A 15,833-nucleotide genomic window follows, 5' to 3' on the forward strand; every position below is an offset into this window, starting at 1 on the left:
ATCGACACCAACAAAACTCATTCCTATTGCAGAGCTAACGTCCTGAATTTCCGACGCAAAAAATCTCGCGCGATACACGTCTCTTCGACGCAACGCCCGCTCTGAACTCGACAAATTTCAAGAAAAGACCGACTGAATCTTTACGCTCGGCCACGCTACTTACGCAACGACACTTTCATAAAAAACGACTCGGCCATGAGCGTCAAGCATTGGTTTACTATAAGGCGGCAGACGCTAGATATTGTGAGAAAGCTTTGCGGGGAAATGTGGATAACGGGGAGAATGACAGTTATATGAAAGACAGCTCAGTTTATTGGGAGACACATGCTGATCCGCAACACTGGAGCGAGTTTCGATCTGATTGAAACAAATCGGCGCTCTATTTTCTGGTTTTAAAGCATTTCCAGCAAAAAAGTGCGAAGCGGTTTTGCGTAGGATAATGCGTCAAAATAAATAATTACAGCGGTTCAGTCTTAACTGGAACCGCTGTAAGAAACACCTCACCGGAACGCCAATATATGTTTTGGGAATAGTCTGGAATAATCATTAGAGCGGTCCAAGCCCCGCATAGCGAGTATTATTCAGCGGCAATGGCCATACGCGAACCATCAAAATCCAGCAGAATACGCTTAAGATCAACTTCATCCACCCGTTCAGCCGCCTCACGCGGCGAAACCCACTCGCAAACACGTTGATCACGTTCCGGCCAGTCTTTAGCGCGCTCAGCAAAATGCAGGGCGTAGACAGCAACCGTAAACTGGTTGATGCATTCCGGCGGTAGATCATTCTTGCAGTAATCGAAGCTACCAATAGGCTGAGATGTTATCTCGCCGCGTATGCCAGCTTCCTCGAACGCCTCACGAGCAGCTGTTTCTGCCAGCGTGCGACCGACTTGAGGCCATCCCTTAGGGATCACCCAACGGCCGGTTCCGCGACTGGTAATGACAAGAACCTGCAATTCATGCGCTTCGTAGCGGTACACAAGTGCCGCAACTTGCTGCAAACGACCGGAAGGCGTCAGAATACGCTTTTCCGTTGCAACAAATTTTTTGGCCTGTGTTTTCACTGCGAAAGTCCCACCATTTTCCAAACAGAATGGATTGATTCGCCAAAATGACAATGAATTTGTTCGACAACGCCTCACAATAAAAAGCGAAAAATGCTTTTATTTTTAAGGGCTTGCTGAAATTAACGGTCGCACGGCTTCAAATCAGTACCGTGCAGTCCGCCTCCATCTGATTTCGGCAGACTTTCAATATAGTGTGATTGCGGCGGTTTTACCACCGCAATCCGCTTTCATTTGTTTTCGTTTACCCGCGTTTTCCGCCAGCAATTGGTTCCTGATAGGTAAAGCCCATATCCCATGGGAAATAAATCCAGGTATCCTGCGAAACTTCGGTCACGAATGTATCGACAAGCGGGCGACCCTTTGGCTTCGCATAAACAGTCGCAAAATGCGCCTTTGGCATCATTTCTCGGACGATAGCCGCGGTCTTGCCTGTGTCCGTCAGATCATCGACGACAATCACGCCTTCACCATCATTTTCGAGAAGTGGAGCACTGATTCCCTTGAGAACCTCCATCTCGCCCTGCGATGTATAATCATGATAAGATGCAACGCAGACCGTTTCGATCAAACGGATGCCAAGCTCGCGGCAAACAATAGCGGCTGGGACCAATCCACCACGCGTGATCGCGACAATGGCACGCCATTCGCGGTCCATATCGGCGATGCGCCAGGCGAGGGCGCGGGCATCACGGTGGAACTGATCCCAGGAAACGGGAAAGGCTTTATCGGGCAACGACATCGAAACGCTCCATGGAAAATCCGGGAGTTTCACTCCGGACCTGTCAAACCAAAAATGCGCGATGGCTGTTGCCAGTCGCGCTGAACTGTCTGGATCTGCAGCTTTCCTTCATGCGCGCACAGCACTCTAAATGCATGCAGCACAAGTATAGAAAGGCTTTCCGCCCGGCAATTTCAGCGCCGGGAAATGCTGATAACCGCAAATAAGCCTATCTTGCAAGAGCGGCGTGTGATCGCAGCCCCCGCTAATAACTAAAATTGAACTAAATAATTGCTGGAAACTAAACGTCGGCCTGCGGGAACAGGCCGACGTTTCGAGAAAATGATTTAACGCGAAAAAAGCGTCAGGATCGGCAAATCATTAAGCATCGCACGGGTCACGCCACCAAAAACGAGTTCACGGAGCCTGGAGTGGCTATAAGCCCCCATGACTAAAAGGTCTGCACGTTCTGCAATAATATGCTCACGCACTACATCCTGTGCATAACGATTATGCGACGGAAGCGGAGTTATACTGATGTCCAGCCCATGACGCGACAGAGCCTCGGCAAGCTCGCTTCCAGCAAGTGCTTCGTCTTCGCCTTCGCGTTCTGGCGGATCGACCCAGATAATTTCAGTCCGCCTTGCATGCTTCATCAGAGGGAGAGCATCAAAAGTCGCACGCGCCGCCTCACGCTTGCCATTAAACGCCACAACGATGCGATCCAGCGCCTCCATCGTGTGAACTGGTGCATAGGGCACCAACAATACTGGACAGCTGGAGTTAAACACCAGTGTATCGGCAGTTTCATCGTTGGTTGCGGGATCGTCTGGGTCAGGTTGACCCGCCACGAGCAATTCCGCACCCAGACATGACGTCAGAACACCATCAGCTGCGGTCCCTGTTTCGGAACGGGTAACGCGAAATTCGTGATTGGCACCCTGACGACGCATCTCTTCTTCGAAAAGGTGCTTTAGACGCTCCGATATTTCCTTATGCTGCTTGTCATGCAGCTCAAACATGCCCGGATCAATGAATCCGTTGGGATCGGCATACACAACAGGAGAGGGAACAGAGTAAAGTCCGATGACGTGCATGTCAGGCATTCTGCGCATCAAAAGCGCAACTGCTGACAAAACCCGCTTCAACTCGGCTTCACTGCGGGAATAGGCGACCACCGTCTTGTAGGACATATCAGTTCTCCTTCCGGCTATATTTCCATTTTATCATATAGAGCATTTCCGGCAAAAGTGTTTCGCGGTTTTGCATTGGATAATGCCTAGAAACAAATAGTTAGAGCTGCTCCATGGTCTCCGTTTTAATTCAGGCTGCTCCCTGCGTTTGCAAGGTGATGATCATCGCTTCGATTGCACTTACAGCAAGATCGATTTTTGTCTCATCGCTGCCCCGAACAACCAGCTCGGTGCTAAATCTACCGTTCTCGAATTTCGGATAAGAACCAATGATCGTTTCAGGATTTTCCTTCTGGATCGCCGTAAGCGGCGCACCAATCACGCCTTCGCCAAACGGGCAGGGAACAGCCTTCGACAAAAGTTTGCGCCCTGTTTTAAGCGTCGGCAGAACATTATCGAGCATCGCCTGAAATACTGAAGGTACGCCAGCCATGACATAGACATTGCCGATATGGAAACCGGGAGCTGTCGAGACAGGGTTATCAATATGTTCGGAGCCTTGCGGCATGCGAGCCATACGCTTGCGTGAATCGGTGAACTCCAGCTCACGCTTGGCGTAATTCGCGGCAAGCATTTCCATTGCCTTTTCATCATAAATGCAAGGCACTTCAAAAGCGCGTGACACCGCGTCTGCAGTTATGTCGTCGTGAGTTGGGCCAATGCCGCCTGATGTGAAAACATAATCGAAACCGGGGCGCAAAGCATTAAGAGCCGTAACTATGGCGTCTTCATCGTCTGGAACAATGCGAACTTCTTTGAGATCAATGCCAGCAGCAGTCAGCACATCAGCCAGATGTCCAATATTCTTATCTTTCGTGCGTCCTGAGAGAAGTTCATCGCCAATTGCAAGCATTGCAGCCGTAACGGCTCGCTGCGGGGTATTCGTCATGCCCGGACTCCATTCTGTGTCTTCACAGTTAATCCCCGGCAGACACATGCTGCAACTGATTTTCTCTGCGTTTCAAGCTGGAATCCTCTTGCAAGGCGAGATGCGCGATTATTCGTTTTGCAATAACTTATTTGAGCCGAATTCGTTGCCAGCGATTTGTTGAATTTTTCGGGAACGCTCTTTCATAAATTTCACTGTCATCAAAACCAGTTGTTACAAGTGCTGGAAACGGCTTGAATTTGCTTCACAAATCATGACATAGAAACTCTCATGCTGCGGTCGTGGCGAAATTGGTATACGCAACGGACTTAAAATCCGTCGCCTTTTAGGCTTGCGGGTTCAAGTCCCGCCGACCGCACCACCATTCCTATCGGTATATACATTTGAGTATAAAACACTACTATTTTACTCATGTTTTGCGTTTCAAGCTTGTTTGCAGCGTTAAAGCCATGTAGCCATGCGCAAATACCGCAGGAAATGCAGAAAGCTGAACAATGACCGCCTTCGTTAAAGCCGTAGCTCAAGCTGAAAGTGCAATGCGTGCGCTCTTTCCAGAGACGCCTTTGCAGCTCAATGACTATCTTTCGCGAAAGTACGGTGCGGAAATTTGGCTCAAGCGCGAAGACCTCACACCTGTCCGTTCTTATAAGATACGTGGAGCCTTCAACTTCATTTCGCGTGCCGTAAAGACAGCTGATGAAAAAGCTGTGTTCGTATGCGCCTCGGCCGGCAACCATGCGCAAGGCTTTGCCTTTGCCTGCCGCCATTTTGGCCGCAAGGGCGTGGTTTTCATGCCTGTCACAACGCCACAGCAGAAAATCGACAAAACCCGCGCATTCGGTGCGGAGTTTATCGAAATCAAGCTTATCGGCGATATTTTCGATGTCTGCTATGCGGCCTCGCAAGAGTTTGCTGAAGCCCATAAGGGCGTGATGGTGCCGCCCTTCGACCATACAGGCATCATCGAAGGGCAGGCGACTGTAGCACTCGAAATCGAACGACAGCTGCCAGACAATAAGAAGCCGGATTTTGTATTCTTACCCGTTGGTGGCGGGGGGCTGTCTGCAGGCGTAACCCAATATTTTTCAGCGCTTGGCTGGAAGACTGCTTATCGCTTTGTCGAACCACAGGGTGCGGCTAGCCTGAAAGGCAGTCTTGAAGCTGGCAAACGGATCAAGCTTACTGAGGTCGATAATTTCGTCGATGGTGCAGCTGTTGCAGAACTTGGAAAAGAAAACTTCAAGCTTCTCAAAGAGTTCGATAAAAACGTTGTCATTACAGTTCCGGAAAACCGTTTGTGTTCAACGATCATCGAGATGCTCAACATCGAGGGTGTTGTGCTGGAGCCTGCTGGTGCGCTCGGAATTGATGCACTGAAGGATTTCAAGAAAAGCGAACTCAAAGGCAAGCGTATTGTCATTGTCGTGTCGGGCGGAAATTTTGATTTTGAACGCCTGCCAGATGTTAAAGAACGGGCACTTCGCTATGAAGGCCTGAAGAAATACTTCATTTTCCGCTTCCCGCAGCGTCCGGGTGCGCTTCGTTCGTTCCTCGATCTGCTTGGCCCTGAAGATGACGTTGCACGCTTTGAATATTTGAAAAAGTCTGCGCGCAATTTTGGTTCAGTGCTGATTGGCATCGAAACCAAAGACGCTGGCAACTTCAAGATTTTGGAAAAGAAGTTTGCAGAAGCAGGCTGGGCTTATCAGGATATTACAGACAATCAGGTGCTTGCTGATTTCATCATCTGATTGGTGTTCAAACAGAAATCATTTGCTTTTTTGGGAAAAGCACCCCATATGGCGGCCTAGGCGCATGGGCTGAACTATTTCAGCTCTCCCGGAATCGGACTCGTTGCGTCTCGCCTCTTGCAATCAGAATGGTCTGAGAGCAGGGGAGACCCGGCTGGTTTCGGGCACGGCAGCGCAAGTCGACCGGTGTTTTCCGGCGTCCCGTCGTATCATCACAAAATTACCCTTCGGCAAGTTGCGCTTGTCCGAAATTTTAAAGCGGACTGCTATTAAGCGGTGCCGCCGAAAGAGATTGAATTGACTATCGAAACTATTGGCGAAAACACCGGCGGCTTTGCCGCTCTGGGTGTCACGGGCGTTTTGCTTAAGGGCGTTGAAGCCGCTGGCATGACCGAACCAAAGCCTATTCAGACACAGGCCATTCCGCATCAGCTGGAAGGCCGCGATATTCTGGGTATTGCTCAGACCGGCTCGGGCAAAACCGCTGCATTCAGCCTGCCTATTCTCCAGAAGATCATTGCACTTGGCGACAAGCGCAAAGGCAAGACTGCGCGCGCGCTGATCCTTGCACCGACACGCGAACTCGCTGTGCAGATCGAAGAAACGATCCGCACGGTTGCCAAGCAGGCGCATGTTTCAACTGCACTTATTCTCGGCGGTGTGTCGCGACTGAGCCAGATCAAGCGTATGCAGGGCGGTGTTGACGTTCTCATCGCAACGCCAGGCCGTTTGACAGATCTCGTACGCGAAAATTGCGTTGATCTGTCAGAAACCCGCTGGCTGGTTCTCGATGAAGCCGACCGTATGCTCGACATGGGCTTCATCAATGATGTGAAGCGCATTGCCAAAGGCACGCATAAGAACCGCCAGACAGCTCTGTTCTCGGCAACCATGCCAAAGGAAATCGCAACGCTCGCACAGAGCCTTCTGCGCGATCCTGTACGGGTTGAAGTTGCACCACAGGGTACAACTGCTGCTGAAATCACGCAGGTCGTGCATCCGGTGCCTACCAAGGACAAGCGTCGTCTTCTCTCAGGTCTGTTGTCGGATCAGACTCTGAAGTCGGTTATCGTCTTCACACGCACCAAACATGGTGCCGATGCTGTTGTTCGCCATCTGGAACGCGATGGTTTTAATGTCGCAGCTATTCACGGCAACAAATCGCAGAATGCCCGCCAGCGTGCGCTGAATGGCTTCCGCGATGGCTCATTGCGCATTCTGGTTGCAACCGACATTGCAGCACGCGGCATCGACGTTCCGGGTATCAGCCATGTCGTCAATTACGACCTGCCAGACGAACCGGAAACCTATGTGCACCGTATTGGTCGTACTGGCCGTAACGGCGCAAGCGGCGCTTCGATCACGCTTTACGATCAGGCAACGGAAGATTCGAAGCTCCGTGCTGTTGAACGCGTCACGCGTAACAAGCTGACGATCAAGGAAGCTCCGGTTAAGCTTGCACCAGCACCGGCAGCAAGAGCTGACGACGACCAGAAGCCACAGCAGAACCGCAGACCCGGTTCGCATAGCGTGCCGCAGAAGCACCGTCGTCCAGCAAGCAAGATGGCGCAAAAGTCCGGTGAACATCGTGCAAATCCTGCTGCCAAGCCAGCCGCTGGTGAAGGCGCTGCAAAGCCAAAACGTCCATTCCATCGCAAGCGTCGCGATGGCGGTGGTGGCCAGCGCGTAGCTTAATTTTTAGAGCGCATCCCGAAAAGTGTGAATCGGTTTTCGGACAAGATGCGCTCAAGAACAAATAGTTGGAGCGTTTTCCCTGATTTAGAGAAATTTCAACCGCTCTAAGTACGACTTTTCTTTAAAACCGCCCTTAACGGGGCGGTTTTTTCGTTATGGGCATGTTTATGAGTTTGCAGTTGCAAAACTTGATGGAAAATTATTTCAGACTTGCTTGAAGATAAGCATGCTTCCTCATAGTTTCCTCTCAACCATAGGGGATAGAAGCTATGCTCAATTCGGTACTCGACGCTATCGGCAACACGCCACTGATCCGTTTGAAGAAAGCTTCAGAAGTCACTGGTTGCGAAATCTACGGCAAAGCTGAATTTCTGAATCCCGGCCAATCGGTTAAGGATCGTGCGGCGCTTTACATTATCCGCGATGCTGAGAAACGCGGGCTTTTAAAGCTCGGTGGCGTAATCGTCGAAGGCACTGCGGGCAATACAGGCATTGGTCTTACAATGGTTGCCAAGGCGCTAGGCTACCGAACGGTGATCGTCATCCCGGAAACGCAAAGTCAGGAAAAGAAGGACGCTTTGCGCCTTCTGGGTGCGGAACTGATCGAAGTTCCCGCCGCTCCTTATCGCAATCCCAACAACTACGTGCGCCTCTCAGGTCGCCTTGCAGAACAGCTCGCCAAAACCGAGCCGAATGGTGCCATATGGGCCAATCAGTTCGACAATATCGCCAATCGCTTGGCGCATGTCGAAACCACTGCGCAGGAAATCTGGCATGATACCGGCGGTAAGGTTGATGGCTTTGTATCGGCTGTCGGTTCCGGTGGCACGCTTGCAGGCACAGCTTTCGGACTAAAAGAGAAGAATACGAGCATCAAAATCGCTCTTGCTGATCCGCACGGCGCTGCACTTCATTCGTTTTACACGACAGGTGAGCTGATATCCGAAGGTGATTCCATCACTGAAGGCATCGGACAAGGGCGCATAACGGCCAATCTGGATGGTTTCTCACCAGACTTTTCCTATCGCGTTTCCGATGCCGAAGCACTCGATATCCTGTTTGACCTGGTCGAAGAGGAGGGGCTTTGCCTCGGTGGCTCATCAGGCATCAATATTGCTGGTGCAATCCGCCTTGCAAAAGATCTCGGGCCGGGCCACACCATCGTGACCGTGCTGTGCGACTATGGTAATCGTTACCAGTCCAAGCTGTTCAATCCGACTTTCCTGCGTGGCAAAGATTTACCGGTGCCGGGCTGGCTGGAAGCGAAAACCGAGATCGACATACCGTACGAGGGATAATCATGGCATACGAGACTGAAGCTCTGTTCCGCGAAGATGCATATCTTAAAACCGCGGAGGGTTCAGTCGTTGCCCTGACCGAAACGGGCGGAATTATTCTCGATAAGACCAATTTCTATGCGACTTCTGGCGGTCAGCCGGGCGATACCGGTTTTTTTGAGCGCACCGATGGCTCACGCATTGAAATTGCGGCGACTGTCACAGGCGAAAGCAAAAGCGAAATCATCCATATTCCAGTAGACGGGCAGACTGGGCCGGCTATTGGCGAAAAGCTTGCTCTGAACATTAACTGGGATCGCCGACATAAGCTGATGCGCATGCATACAGCCTGTCATCTGCTGTCCGTTGCTTGTCCATTTCCGATTACCGGCGCATCGGTCGGTGAAGAGGAAAGCCGTGTCGATTTTGATCTGCCGGATGCAAGCTACACCAAAGAGTTCGTAACAGAGAAACTGATGGAAATGGTGAAAGCCAATGATCCGATCAGTCTGCACTGGATAAGCGACGAAGAATTTCTGGCCAATCCTGATATCGTCAAATCGAAGAATGTGCGCCCTCCCGTCGGTGCAGGACGCCTTCGTCTGGTTGTCATCGGTGAAAATGGCAGTGTCGACTCGCAACCTTGCGGTGGCACACACGTTTCTGAAACGCAGGAAGTGGGGGAAATCCACATCGGCAAGATCGAAAAGAAGGGCAAGGAAAATCGCCGCTTCCGTATTCGATTTGGCAATGCACCGCAGGCTTAAAGCATTTGAGCCAAAAGTGCGAAGCGGTTTTACGTCGGATAGTACGTAAAAACAAATAGATAGAGCAGTTCCAACGGTTCAGTCTTAACTGGAGCTGTTCTGAATTCAGGAGCAATCATGTCGAACAAAAGTGCATTTGTTATCTCCCGCGATGATCTGAAGGCCAGACTGGGCGAACCAGGTCTCGCGATCGTGGATGCCTCCTGGTATCTGCCTGCGGCAGGGCGTAACGGGCGAGACGAATATGATGCCCGTCACATTCCCGGTGCTGTTTTCTTTGATCAGGATTTGATTGCCGACAAAGAGTCGGGGCTGCCACACACCTTGCCGTCGCCTGAGCTTTTTGCGCGCCATGTGGGTTCCATGGGCATAACCGCCGATGAAACTGTGGTTGTTTATGACGGTCCGGGCATGTTCTCAGCACCGCGTGTGTGGTGGATGTTCCGCGTCATGGGTGTGAAGAATGTTCTGGTGCTTGATGGTGGTTTTGATGGCTGGAAGGCAGCAAACTTTCCTGTAACCGATGAAGCAACAAAAATTGCAGCTACGCTTTTCACGCCTTCATTCAATGATGCGAAGGTTGTCAATTTTGCGGAAATGAGCAAAATCGTTGATGGACGTAGCTCCCAGATAGCCGATGCGCGTGCTGCAGGCCGCTTCACAGGCCGCGATGCCGAACCACGTGAAGGTATGCGTTCGGGGCACATGCCCGGTGCGCGGAATGTGCCAGTAGGTACTCTGTCGGAGAATGGCGAGCTGAAAAGCCTCGATAGCCTGCGCGAAATTTTCGCCAATGCTGGTGTCGATCTTAAAAAGCCAGTCGTAACGAGCTGCGGATCAGGTGTAACGGCTGCAGTCATCACTCTTGCGCTGACATCCCTTGGTCATGAAGACAATCGGCTTTATGATGGTTCCTGGAGCGAGTGGGGCAGCAGGCAGGATACGCCTGTCGTGACCGGCGAAGCAGAATAAGCATGACGGAAAAATTGACGGCCAGAGTAACTCATCTGGAAATGACAGCGCGCCCAGCGCTGTCGGTTCCGGTTCCCTCTGGTTTGCGCCTCGCAATTATGCGCTCGACCGAAATGCCAGTGCATTTTTATCGTTATCTATATGAAAGAGTAGGGCGCCAACATCACTGGATGATGCGGCGCGTGCAAAGCGATGCAGAAGTGGCTGAGGCCATTCATGCAGAAACCACTGAGATCCATGTCCTCTATGCGGACGGCAACCCGGCCGGATTGCTGGAACTCGATCTCTCGGCCTTGCCAGTAACCGCTGAAATTCTCTATTTCGGGCTGGTTCCTGATTATCAGGGACGGGGAGTTGGTAAATTCTTCTTTAGTGAAGCCATTTCAACCGCCTGGTCGCACAGCCCGCAAAAAGTGGCCATTCATACCAACACGCTCGATAGCCCGCGCGCGTTACAGCTATATCAGAAAATGGGTTTTGTGCCCGTTGGCTGGTCCGAGGAAGAAGTCAAACCCTGGGAATAATTTGGACCAGTACAATTGGAGCAGCTCCTGCCAAAGCGTAGTCGTTGGAACCGCTTCAAAATTTTGCTCAAAACGCTTTAGCCTCTTGCCACTTCGCGGCCATTGGTAATCGAAACCACAGACGCACTGGTGATACGCCCACTTTCCTCGTCGAAAACAACACAATTTCGTCCGCGCTGCTTCGCCATATAAAGACACCGGTCGGCGCGGCTTAGCACTTGGGAATTGGTTTCATTCTTAGGAGCAGATGCCACGCCGATGCTGATCGTCAGCGGATAAATTTGATACTCCGTGGCATGGAATGGCGTATTTTCTACTTCTGCGCGAATTCGCTGTGCCACCCGCATTCCTGTTTCACCAGTGGCGCCAGGAAGAAAAACGCAGAATTCCTCACCACCAATACGCCCCACCAGATCACCTTTGCGGGTAACATTCTGAAGTGCAAAGGCAATCAGCTTGAGTGCACGGTCGCCGACGCTGTGCCCGAACGTGTCGTTTATCGCCTTGAAGTGATCGGCATCGATAACGAGAAGTGTTCCGCTCTCAATGCGCGAACGGCTGATTTTCATAGCATCAAACAGCGCTTCACGATTTAGCAATCCGGTCATGTGATCGACGCGAGAGCGGGCTTGTAATTCGGTGTGGGCTTTTTCGAGTTGCATATAGGCATCGCTGAGCTTGCTATGCTGCAAAAAGATATAAAGAAGCGAAGGGAAGGCCGTTATGGTCGGTATCACGACGCTGAGACTAATGGCGATAATCCCAGGCATGCCGCCCGAGAAAAATCCGACGGTCAGGCTGGTCCCGACGGAAAACAGGACTACAGACAACGTTATCAACGTTGCCTTCCATAAAGCCGCCTTCATACCGAACTCCCCAACCCCGACGAAGATGTTTTAAATGCCTGTCTCTGAACCCTCTATGAACAGACCTGATCTTTGTGGGCCTTATAAGAGGAATGCTTTGGCGAAGAAAGACGCGCGCCTGCACGGATACAATTTTTTATATATGCGTGCCATTATTGACACAATCTAAAGTAGAGCGTCGCGAATATATTACCCATAGATTAGCTGAACGACAACTATCTTTAAAAGAAATAACAGAGATTGTAATTTTTAACATGTTACTAATGTACAATGTTAGAACGTAACAACACCCAAACAACAGAAGGACGCCCTTGGAGCGTCCCTCAATGTTCATTACGCTATATCGTCGGGTGACTAGTGGATTGAATTTGACGGTTGAATCCCGACCGATATTCACACTGTATCAAACGTCAAATTCGAAAAATCCACTAGATTTATAAACTTACTAGTGGTCGTTTTGATTCCGACATTTGTCCGATGCTTGTAGCCGAGTCTTGCAAATGTCGGAATCAGACCATTAGAAGACTGCGAGATATTTCAGGAGCGATATGATACCGATGATGATGACGATCACCTGAGCGATCTGTTTCACTTTCCCATCGAGTGGCAGCATATTGATGAGATACAGAACGAGAAATATAACCAGAATTGTTATCAGCAGACTGATGAGGATGGACATAGGCAGTCGGACCCTTCCCGGAACGGCTTTTCTATACTCATTCGGCCGCGGTTCCTTCGCAACGCCGAACTGAACTTGGTAATCATGGGAAGCGAGGAATATTCCTTGGCCCCACACATCCCTGATCTCAATCATCTTCAGTTTGAAAATGATGTGCCGGTTAACGTTCCAATGAGAATAAGGTTCCAATAATTTACAAAGCAAAACGTCGGCTTACGCCACTGTTTACTAGAGCGTGTCACGCTTAATCGCACCCATGGCGCTCGCTCTAGATTCTATTAAATGTCGCATGTTCGCGGGAACTCAAATTAATCCATTTGAGCGCGACATGCTTTAGGTTTGTGATTTGAAACTATGCGCTACTTCAACATAGACCCTGTTTGTTGGCGTCGGCTATGCCAGCTGAATGCTTCTTCAAGGAGGTGAGGGGTGTGCCCACCTCGGCTGCAAGCACGATCGAAATAATCATTAAGCTGATCGCGATAATCCGGATGAGCACAATTGTTTATAACAAGCTTTGCCCGTTCACGAGGCGCAAGACCACGAAGATCTGCCAGACCTTGTTCGGTTACCAGAATATCTACGTCGTGTTCGGTATGATCGACATGCGTCACCATCGGAACGATCGACGATATAGCACCGTTTTTGGCTTCTGATTTACTCACGAAAATCGAAATATAAGCGTTACGTGCAAAATCACCCGAACCGCCGATGCCGTTCATCATATGCGTGCCATCGACATGGGTCGAATTTACATTCCCATAGATATCGAACTCAAGAGCAGTATTGATACCGATAATACCAAGACGGCGAATGACCTCAGGATGATTGCTAATTTCCTGTGGACGTAGGATCAGCTTGTCGCGATAGCGGTCAATGTTGTTGAAGACACGTTCGCCACAGGCAGGGCTCAATGTGATCGATGAACCAGAAGCATAATCGAGTTTTCCCGCATCAAAAAGATCGAAGGTGCTGTCCTGCAGCACTTCACTATACATGCGAAGATTATGGAACGGGCTATCTGCAAAGCCATTGAGAACCGCATTGGCAATTGTACCGATGCCCGCCTGTAAAGGATTGAGTGTCAGATCAAGACGACCTGCCTCGACTTCGTTCAAGAGGAACTGGATGAGGTGTGAAGCAATCGCAATCGTCTCACCATCCGCAGGCTCTACAGTTGAAGCGCTATCATTTTCCTGTGTGATGACGATACCGGCAATCTTCTCCGGCGGAATCGGGATGTATGGAAGACCAACACGGCTGTCGCAGGCTATAACCGGGATTGGATCGCGGGAAGGGCGCTTGGTCGGAATATAGATGTCGTGCAATCCTTCAAGCGCCAATGGCTGGTTCAGATTGACTTCAACAATGACTTTCTCGGCAAGAATAGCAAAACTTGCCGAGTTGCCGATGGACGTTGTGGGAATGATCCCACCATTTTCGGTGATAGCAAGTGCCTCGACGACAGCGTAATCAATGGGACCAATCTGGTTGGAACGCAGCTGCTCGACAGTTTCAGACAGGTGTTGATCGATGAACATGACTTCGCCGCGATTGATCGCTGCGCGCAAAGTACGATCCACCTGAAAAGGCATACGGCGGGCCAGCACATGAGCTTGCGTCAGCAGCTTATCGACATCGTGGCCCAGAGAGGCGCCGGTAATCAGGGTAATCTGAAAGGGATCGCTCGCTGCACGTGCCGCCATTGCGAGTGGAACGGCTTTGGCATCACCTGCGCGTGTAAATCCGCTCATGCCGACAATCATGCCATCTTTGATCAGGCTTGCGGCTTCTTCCGCAGTGATAATCTTGTCACGCAGAGACGCGTTCCTGATACGTGCTTCCAACATGTAATCTACCTTCCTTGCAGACCGGCTTTAGGCCGGAAACAACGCTCTCCAGTACGCGCAACTAATATGAGCATGGTAGCCGGAGTCAGCGCATGCAGGTAATAGCGCATGCTGACTGCGATTACACGCATGCTTTGGTCTTAGATCGGCAATGTGGAATTACATCGCAAAACCGTTCCAAGGAATGATTTCAATCAAACCAAGCCAGTGCAACATGGCCGAAGCTATTCCCAACGCAATGATTTCAGGATAAATCTAACGTTGTTGGCACCGTCCTTCTCATAAAAACACTGAAGCGCATTTCTTTCAGCAGCACCGTCTGACTGGGAATTGTGTCTTCGCAAGAAGAAGAGGTTATGCGATGAACGATATCGCTAATCAGAGTGTCGGTTTTGGCCGAATTGCAGTTATGATTCCGGTCAAAGAAATGGATGCGGCCTGTCAATTTTACTGCGGCGCATTAGGCTTCAAAAAAGTCTTTGAAAACGGAAACCCGGTGGGTTTCATGATCCTGAAGCGCGACGAAGGTGAATTACACCTCTCACTGCAAAAAGATCACAAAGCCGCGAATTTCAACATTGCTCACATGCTGGTGAAAGACGTCGATGCTATGTACGGAATTTGTAAGCGTCATGGCATGAGGATCATAAAAGGTCTGCAAGACAAAGACTACGGTTTGCGGGCGTTTGTTTTTGAAGACCCGGACGGCAACCGTATCGACGTCGGACAAAAACTTAACAATAACGAAGCAGAATGATGCTTTTTTTGTCGAGTATCTAAACTGAAAGCGCTGTATTCTTTTCTGAGATCTAGTGTGCTAGGCAGGGCGGATAAGTCCTGCCTAGCAATTTTATTATCGGCAGCGAGCTGTATAGATCCGTCCGCGGCGATCGCGGTATTCACACTTACCGTTACGCAGGTTGCGAACCAGCAAACCACCAATAGCGCCAGCGCCCGCACCAATCAGTGCACCACGACCACCACCGGCAATTCCTCCAATAGCAGCACCCGCGACGGTGCCAATACTGACGTCCTTCTCAGTAGTCGTACAGCCTGTAATGATTAGCATTGCAACTAGCGCAATCGAAATTTTACCCATGAAACCCATCCTCTCCGTGTAGTGAACAAAATGCTCATGGTTAGGCCAATTCGGTTCATTTATGAGCACTTTAACATGAATGACATAAATCGGTTTTGTATCTAAGCGCCAATTCTTTCTGAAAGGAAATTTACCTGCCGTGAATTCGCAATAGTTTTGCAGCTAAAGTTGGGAACCTTCTTTAGCTGGTAGCATCAATTTGTATTGTTGCTGTTTCCTTACAGAACGCCAACAATGAGGTTTGCAGTGCACCAGTGTGCTATTTTACGACGTTCATCTAGATCTATATGCGAGTAGGCGTGTTGTATGAAGGCTTCTGGCATTGGATAACTCATTATTATCATTTGCAAGTCGCACTTCAAACTAGAACCCACCCCGGCCATATGTCGTGTCAATGCTGGGTAGAGATGCGACACCGGTGGCCAGATAGAAATGCGACACTTCTTGATGAAGGACGCAGCGCCAAGCCCCCGATCTGACCGGC

The 15,833-nt window shown here is 50.2% G+C and carries 14 protein-coding genes, 1 tRNA gene and 1 pseudogene; 8 read left to right on the forward strand and 8 right to left on the reverse strand.

Features of this window, described 5'->3' with window-relative positions:
* Nucleotides 1–577: 577 nt before the first annotated feature.
* The 4 genes from QBD00_RS20605 to QBD00_RS20620 form a co-directional block, all read right to left on the reverse strand.
* Nucleotides 578–1,066, reverse strand: a complete 489-nt coding sequence (locus QBD00_RS20605) for an NUDIX hydrolase (RefSeq protein WP_151094852.1) — start codon at nt 1,064–1,066, stop codon at nt 578–580.
* A 244-nt stretch (nt 1,067–1,310) separates the two neighbouring features.
* The gene (gene gpt / locus QBD00_RS20610; RefSeq protein WP_095446661.1) at nt 1,311–1,808 is read right to left on the reverse strand and encodes a xanthine phosphoribosyltransferase; all 498 of its coding nucleotides are present in this window, start codon (nt 1,806–1,808) and stop codon (nt 1,311–1,313) included.
* A gap of 326 nt (nt 1,809–2,134) precedes the next feature.
* Nucleotides 2,135–2,980 carry a universal stress protein gene (locus tag QBD00_RS20615; protein WP_095446663.1) on the reverse strand — a complete coding sequence of 282 codons (846 nt, stop codon included), beginning with the start codon at nt 2,978–2,980 and terminating at the stop codon, nt 2,135–2,137.
* Between the two features lie 130 nt (nt 2,981–3,110).
* Nucleotides 3,111–3,869 carry a competence/damage-inducible protein A gene (locus tag QBD00_RS20620; protein ID WP_095446664.1) on the reverse strand — a complete coding sequence of 253 codons (759 nt, stop codon included), beginning with the start codon at nt 3,867–3,869 and terminating at the stop codon, nt 3,111–3,113.
* A 275-nt stretch (nt 3,870–4,144) separates the two neighbouring features.
* Between QBD00_RS20620 and QBD00_RS20625 the strand changes: the two genes are divergently transcribed.
* The 7 genes and pseudogenes from QBD00_RS20625 to QBD00_RS20655 all read left to right on the forward strand — a co-directional run bounded on the left by QBD00_RS20625 (nt 4,145) and on the right by QBD00_RS20655 (nt 10,855).
* A tRNA-Leu gene (locus QBD00_RS20625) sits at nt 4,145–4,230 on the forward strand.
* Nucleotides 4,231–4,363: 133 nt separating this feature from the next.
* Complete coding sequence (gene ilvA / locus QBD00_RS20630) at nt 4,364–5,620, forward strand: threonine ammonia-lyase IlvA (protein WP_318580422.1); 1,257 nt, start codon at nt 4,364–4,366, stop codon at nt 5,618–5,620.
* A 69-nt stretch (nt 5,621–5,689) separates the two neighbouring features.
* Nucleotides 5,690–7,315: pseudogene (locus QBD00_RS20635) on the forward strand (DEAD/DEAH box helicase).
* A gap of 269 nt (nt 7,316–7,584) precedes the next feature.
* Nucleotides 7,585–8,613, forward strand: a complete 1,029-nt coding sequence (locus tag QBD00_RS20640; protein ID WP_318580423.1) for a cysteine synthase A — start codon at nt 7,585–7,587, stop codon at nt 8,611–8,613.
* Between the two features lie 2 nt (nt 8,614–8,615).
* Nucleotides 8,616–9,359, forward strand: coding sequence for an alanyl-tRNA editing protein (locus QBD00_RS20645; protein WP_095446668.1), 744 nt, complete (start codon nt 8,616–8,618; stop codon nt 9,357–9,359).
* Between the two features lie 117 nt (nt 9,360–9,476).
* Nucleotides 9,477–10,331 carry a 3-mercaptopyruvate sulfurtransferase gene (gene sseA, locus QBD00_RS20650; protein WP_318580424.1) on the forward strand — a complete coding sequence of 285 codons (855 nt, stop codon included), beginning with the start codon at nt 9,477–9,479 and terminating at the stop codon, nt 10,329–10,331.
* A gap of 2 nt (nt 10,332–10,333) precedes the next feature.
* Nucleotides 10,334–10,855, forward strand: a complete 522-nt coding sequence (locus tag QBD00_RS20655) for a GNAT family N-acetyltransferase (protein ID WP_095446670.1) — start codon at nt 10,334–10,336, stop codon at nt 10,853–10,855.
* Nucleotides 10,856–10,932: 77 nt separating this feature from the next.
* Here the strand turns inward: QBD00_RS20655 and QBD00_RS20660 are convergent, their stop codons facing one another.
* The 3 genes from QBD00_RS20660 to QBD00_RS20670 all read right to left on the reverse strand — a co-directional run bounded on the left by QBD00_RS20660 (nt 10,933) and on the right by QBD00_RS20670 (nt 14,250).
* On the reverse strand, nt 10,933–11,721 hold the full coding sequence (locus QBD00_RS20660; RefSeq protein ID WP_151094839.1) for a GGDEF domain-containing protein: 789 nt from the start codon (nt 11,719–11,721) through the stop codon (nt 10,933–10,935).
* 517 nt (nt 11,722–12,238) lie between these two features.
* Nucleotides 12,239–12,400: a Thivi_2564 family membrane protein gene (locus QBD00_RS20665; protein WP_094539610.1), complete on the reverse strand. Its 162-nt coding sequence runs from the start codon at nt 12,398–12,400 to the stop codon at nt 12,239–12,241.
* 359 nt (nt 12,401–12,759) lie between these two features.
* Nucleotides 12,760–14,250, reverse strand: coding sequence for an acetyl-CoA hydrolase/transferase family protein (locus tag QBD00_RS20670; RefSeq protein ID WP_318580425.1), 1,491 nt, complete (start codon nt 14,248–14,250; stop codon nt 12,760–12,762).
* A gap of 361 nt (nt 14,251–14,611) precedes the next feature.
* On the opposite strand from QBD00_RS20670, the gene QBD00_RS20675 reads away from it, so the two are divergent.
* Nucleotides 14,612–15,007, forward strand: a complete 396-nt coding sequence (locus tag QBD00_RS20675; RefSeq protein WP_318580426.1) for a VOC family protein — start codon at nt 14,612–14,614, stop codon at nt 15,005–15,007.
* 96 nt (nt 15,008–15,103) lie between these two features.
* Here QBD00_RS20675 and QBD00_RS20680 read toward each other — a convergent pair whose 3' ends face one another.
* Entirely contained in the window at nt 15,104–15,349 is a 246-nt protein-coding gene (locus QBD00_RS20680) for a YMGG-like glycine zipper-containing protein (RefSeq protein WP_151094835.1), read from the reverse strand.
* Between the last annotated feature and the right edge of the window lie 484 nt (nt 15,350–15,833).

This window comes from Ochrobactrum sp. AN78 (assembly GCF_029909885.1).
Taxonomy (GTDB): domain Bacteria; phylum Pseudomonadota; class Alphaproteobacteria; order Rhizobiales; family Rhizobiaceae; genus Brucella; species Brucella quorumnocens.

What these genes read in the sequence shown, in the direction of transcription:
- QBD00_RS20615 (WP_095446663.1), bottom strand. Translation starts at nt 2,980, where the DNA reads ATGTCCTACAAGACGGTGGTCGCCTATTCCCGCAGTGAAGCCGAGTTG.
- QBD00_RS20645 (WP_095446668.1), top strand. Translation starts at nt 8,616, where the DNA reads ATGGCATACGAGACTGAAGCTCTGTTCCGCGAAGATGCATATCTTAAA.
- QBD00_RS20675 (WP_318580426.1), top strand. Translation starts at nt 14,612, where the DNA reads ATGAACGATATCGCTAATCAGAGTGTCGGTTTTGGCCGAATTGCAGTT.
- QBD00_RS20640 (WP_318580423.1), top strand. Translation starts at nt 7,585, where the DNA reads ATGCTCAATTCGGTACTCGACGCTATCGGCAACACGCCACTGATCCGT.
- sseA (WP_318580424.1), top strand. Translation starts at nt 9,477, where the DNA reads ATGTCGAACAAAAGTGCATTTGTTATCTCCCGCGATGATCTGAAGGCC.
- QBD00_RS20660 (WP_151094839.1), bottom strand. Translation starts at nt 11,721, where the DNA reads ATGAAGGCGGCTTTATGGAAGGCAACGTTGATAACGTTGTCTGTAGTC.
- QBD00_RS20680 (WP_151094835.1), bottom strand. Translation starts at nt 15,349, where the DNA reads ATGGGTAAAATTTCGATTGCGCTAGTTGCAATGCTAATCATTACAGGC.
- QBD00_RS20665 (WP_094539610.1), bottom strand. Translation starts at nt 12,400, where the DNA reads ATGTCCATCCTCATCAGTCTGCTGATAACAATTCTGGTTATATTTCTC.
- gpt (WP_095446661.1), bottom strand. Translation starts at nt 1,808, where the DNA reads ATGTCGTTGCCCGATAAAGCCTTTCCCGTTTCCTGGGATCAGTTCCAC.
- QBD00_RS20670 (WP_318580425.1), bottom strand. Translation starts at nt 14,250, where the DNA reads ATGTTGGAAGCACGTATCAGGAACGCGTCTCTGCGTGACAAGATTATC.
- QBD00_RS20620 (WP_095446664.1), bottom strand. Translation starts at nt 3,869, where the DNA reads ATGACGAATACCCCGCAGCGAGCCGTTACGGCTGCAATGCTTGCAATT.
- QBD00_RS20655 (WP_095446670.1), top strand. Translation starts at nt 10,334, where the DNA reads ATGACGGAAAAATTGACGGCCAGAGTAACTCATCTGGAAATGACAGCG.
- ilvA (WP_318580422.1), top strand. Translation starts at nt 4,364, where the DNA reads ATGACCGCCTTCGTTAAAGCCGTAGCTCAAGCTGAAAGTGCAATGCGT.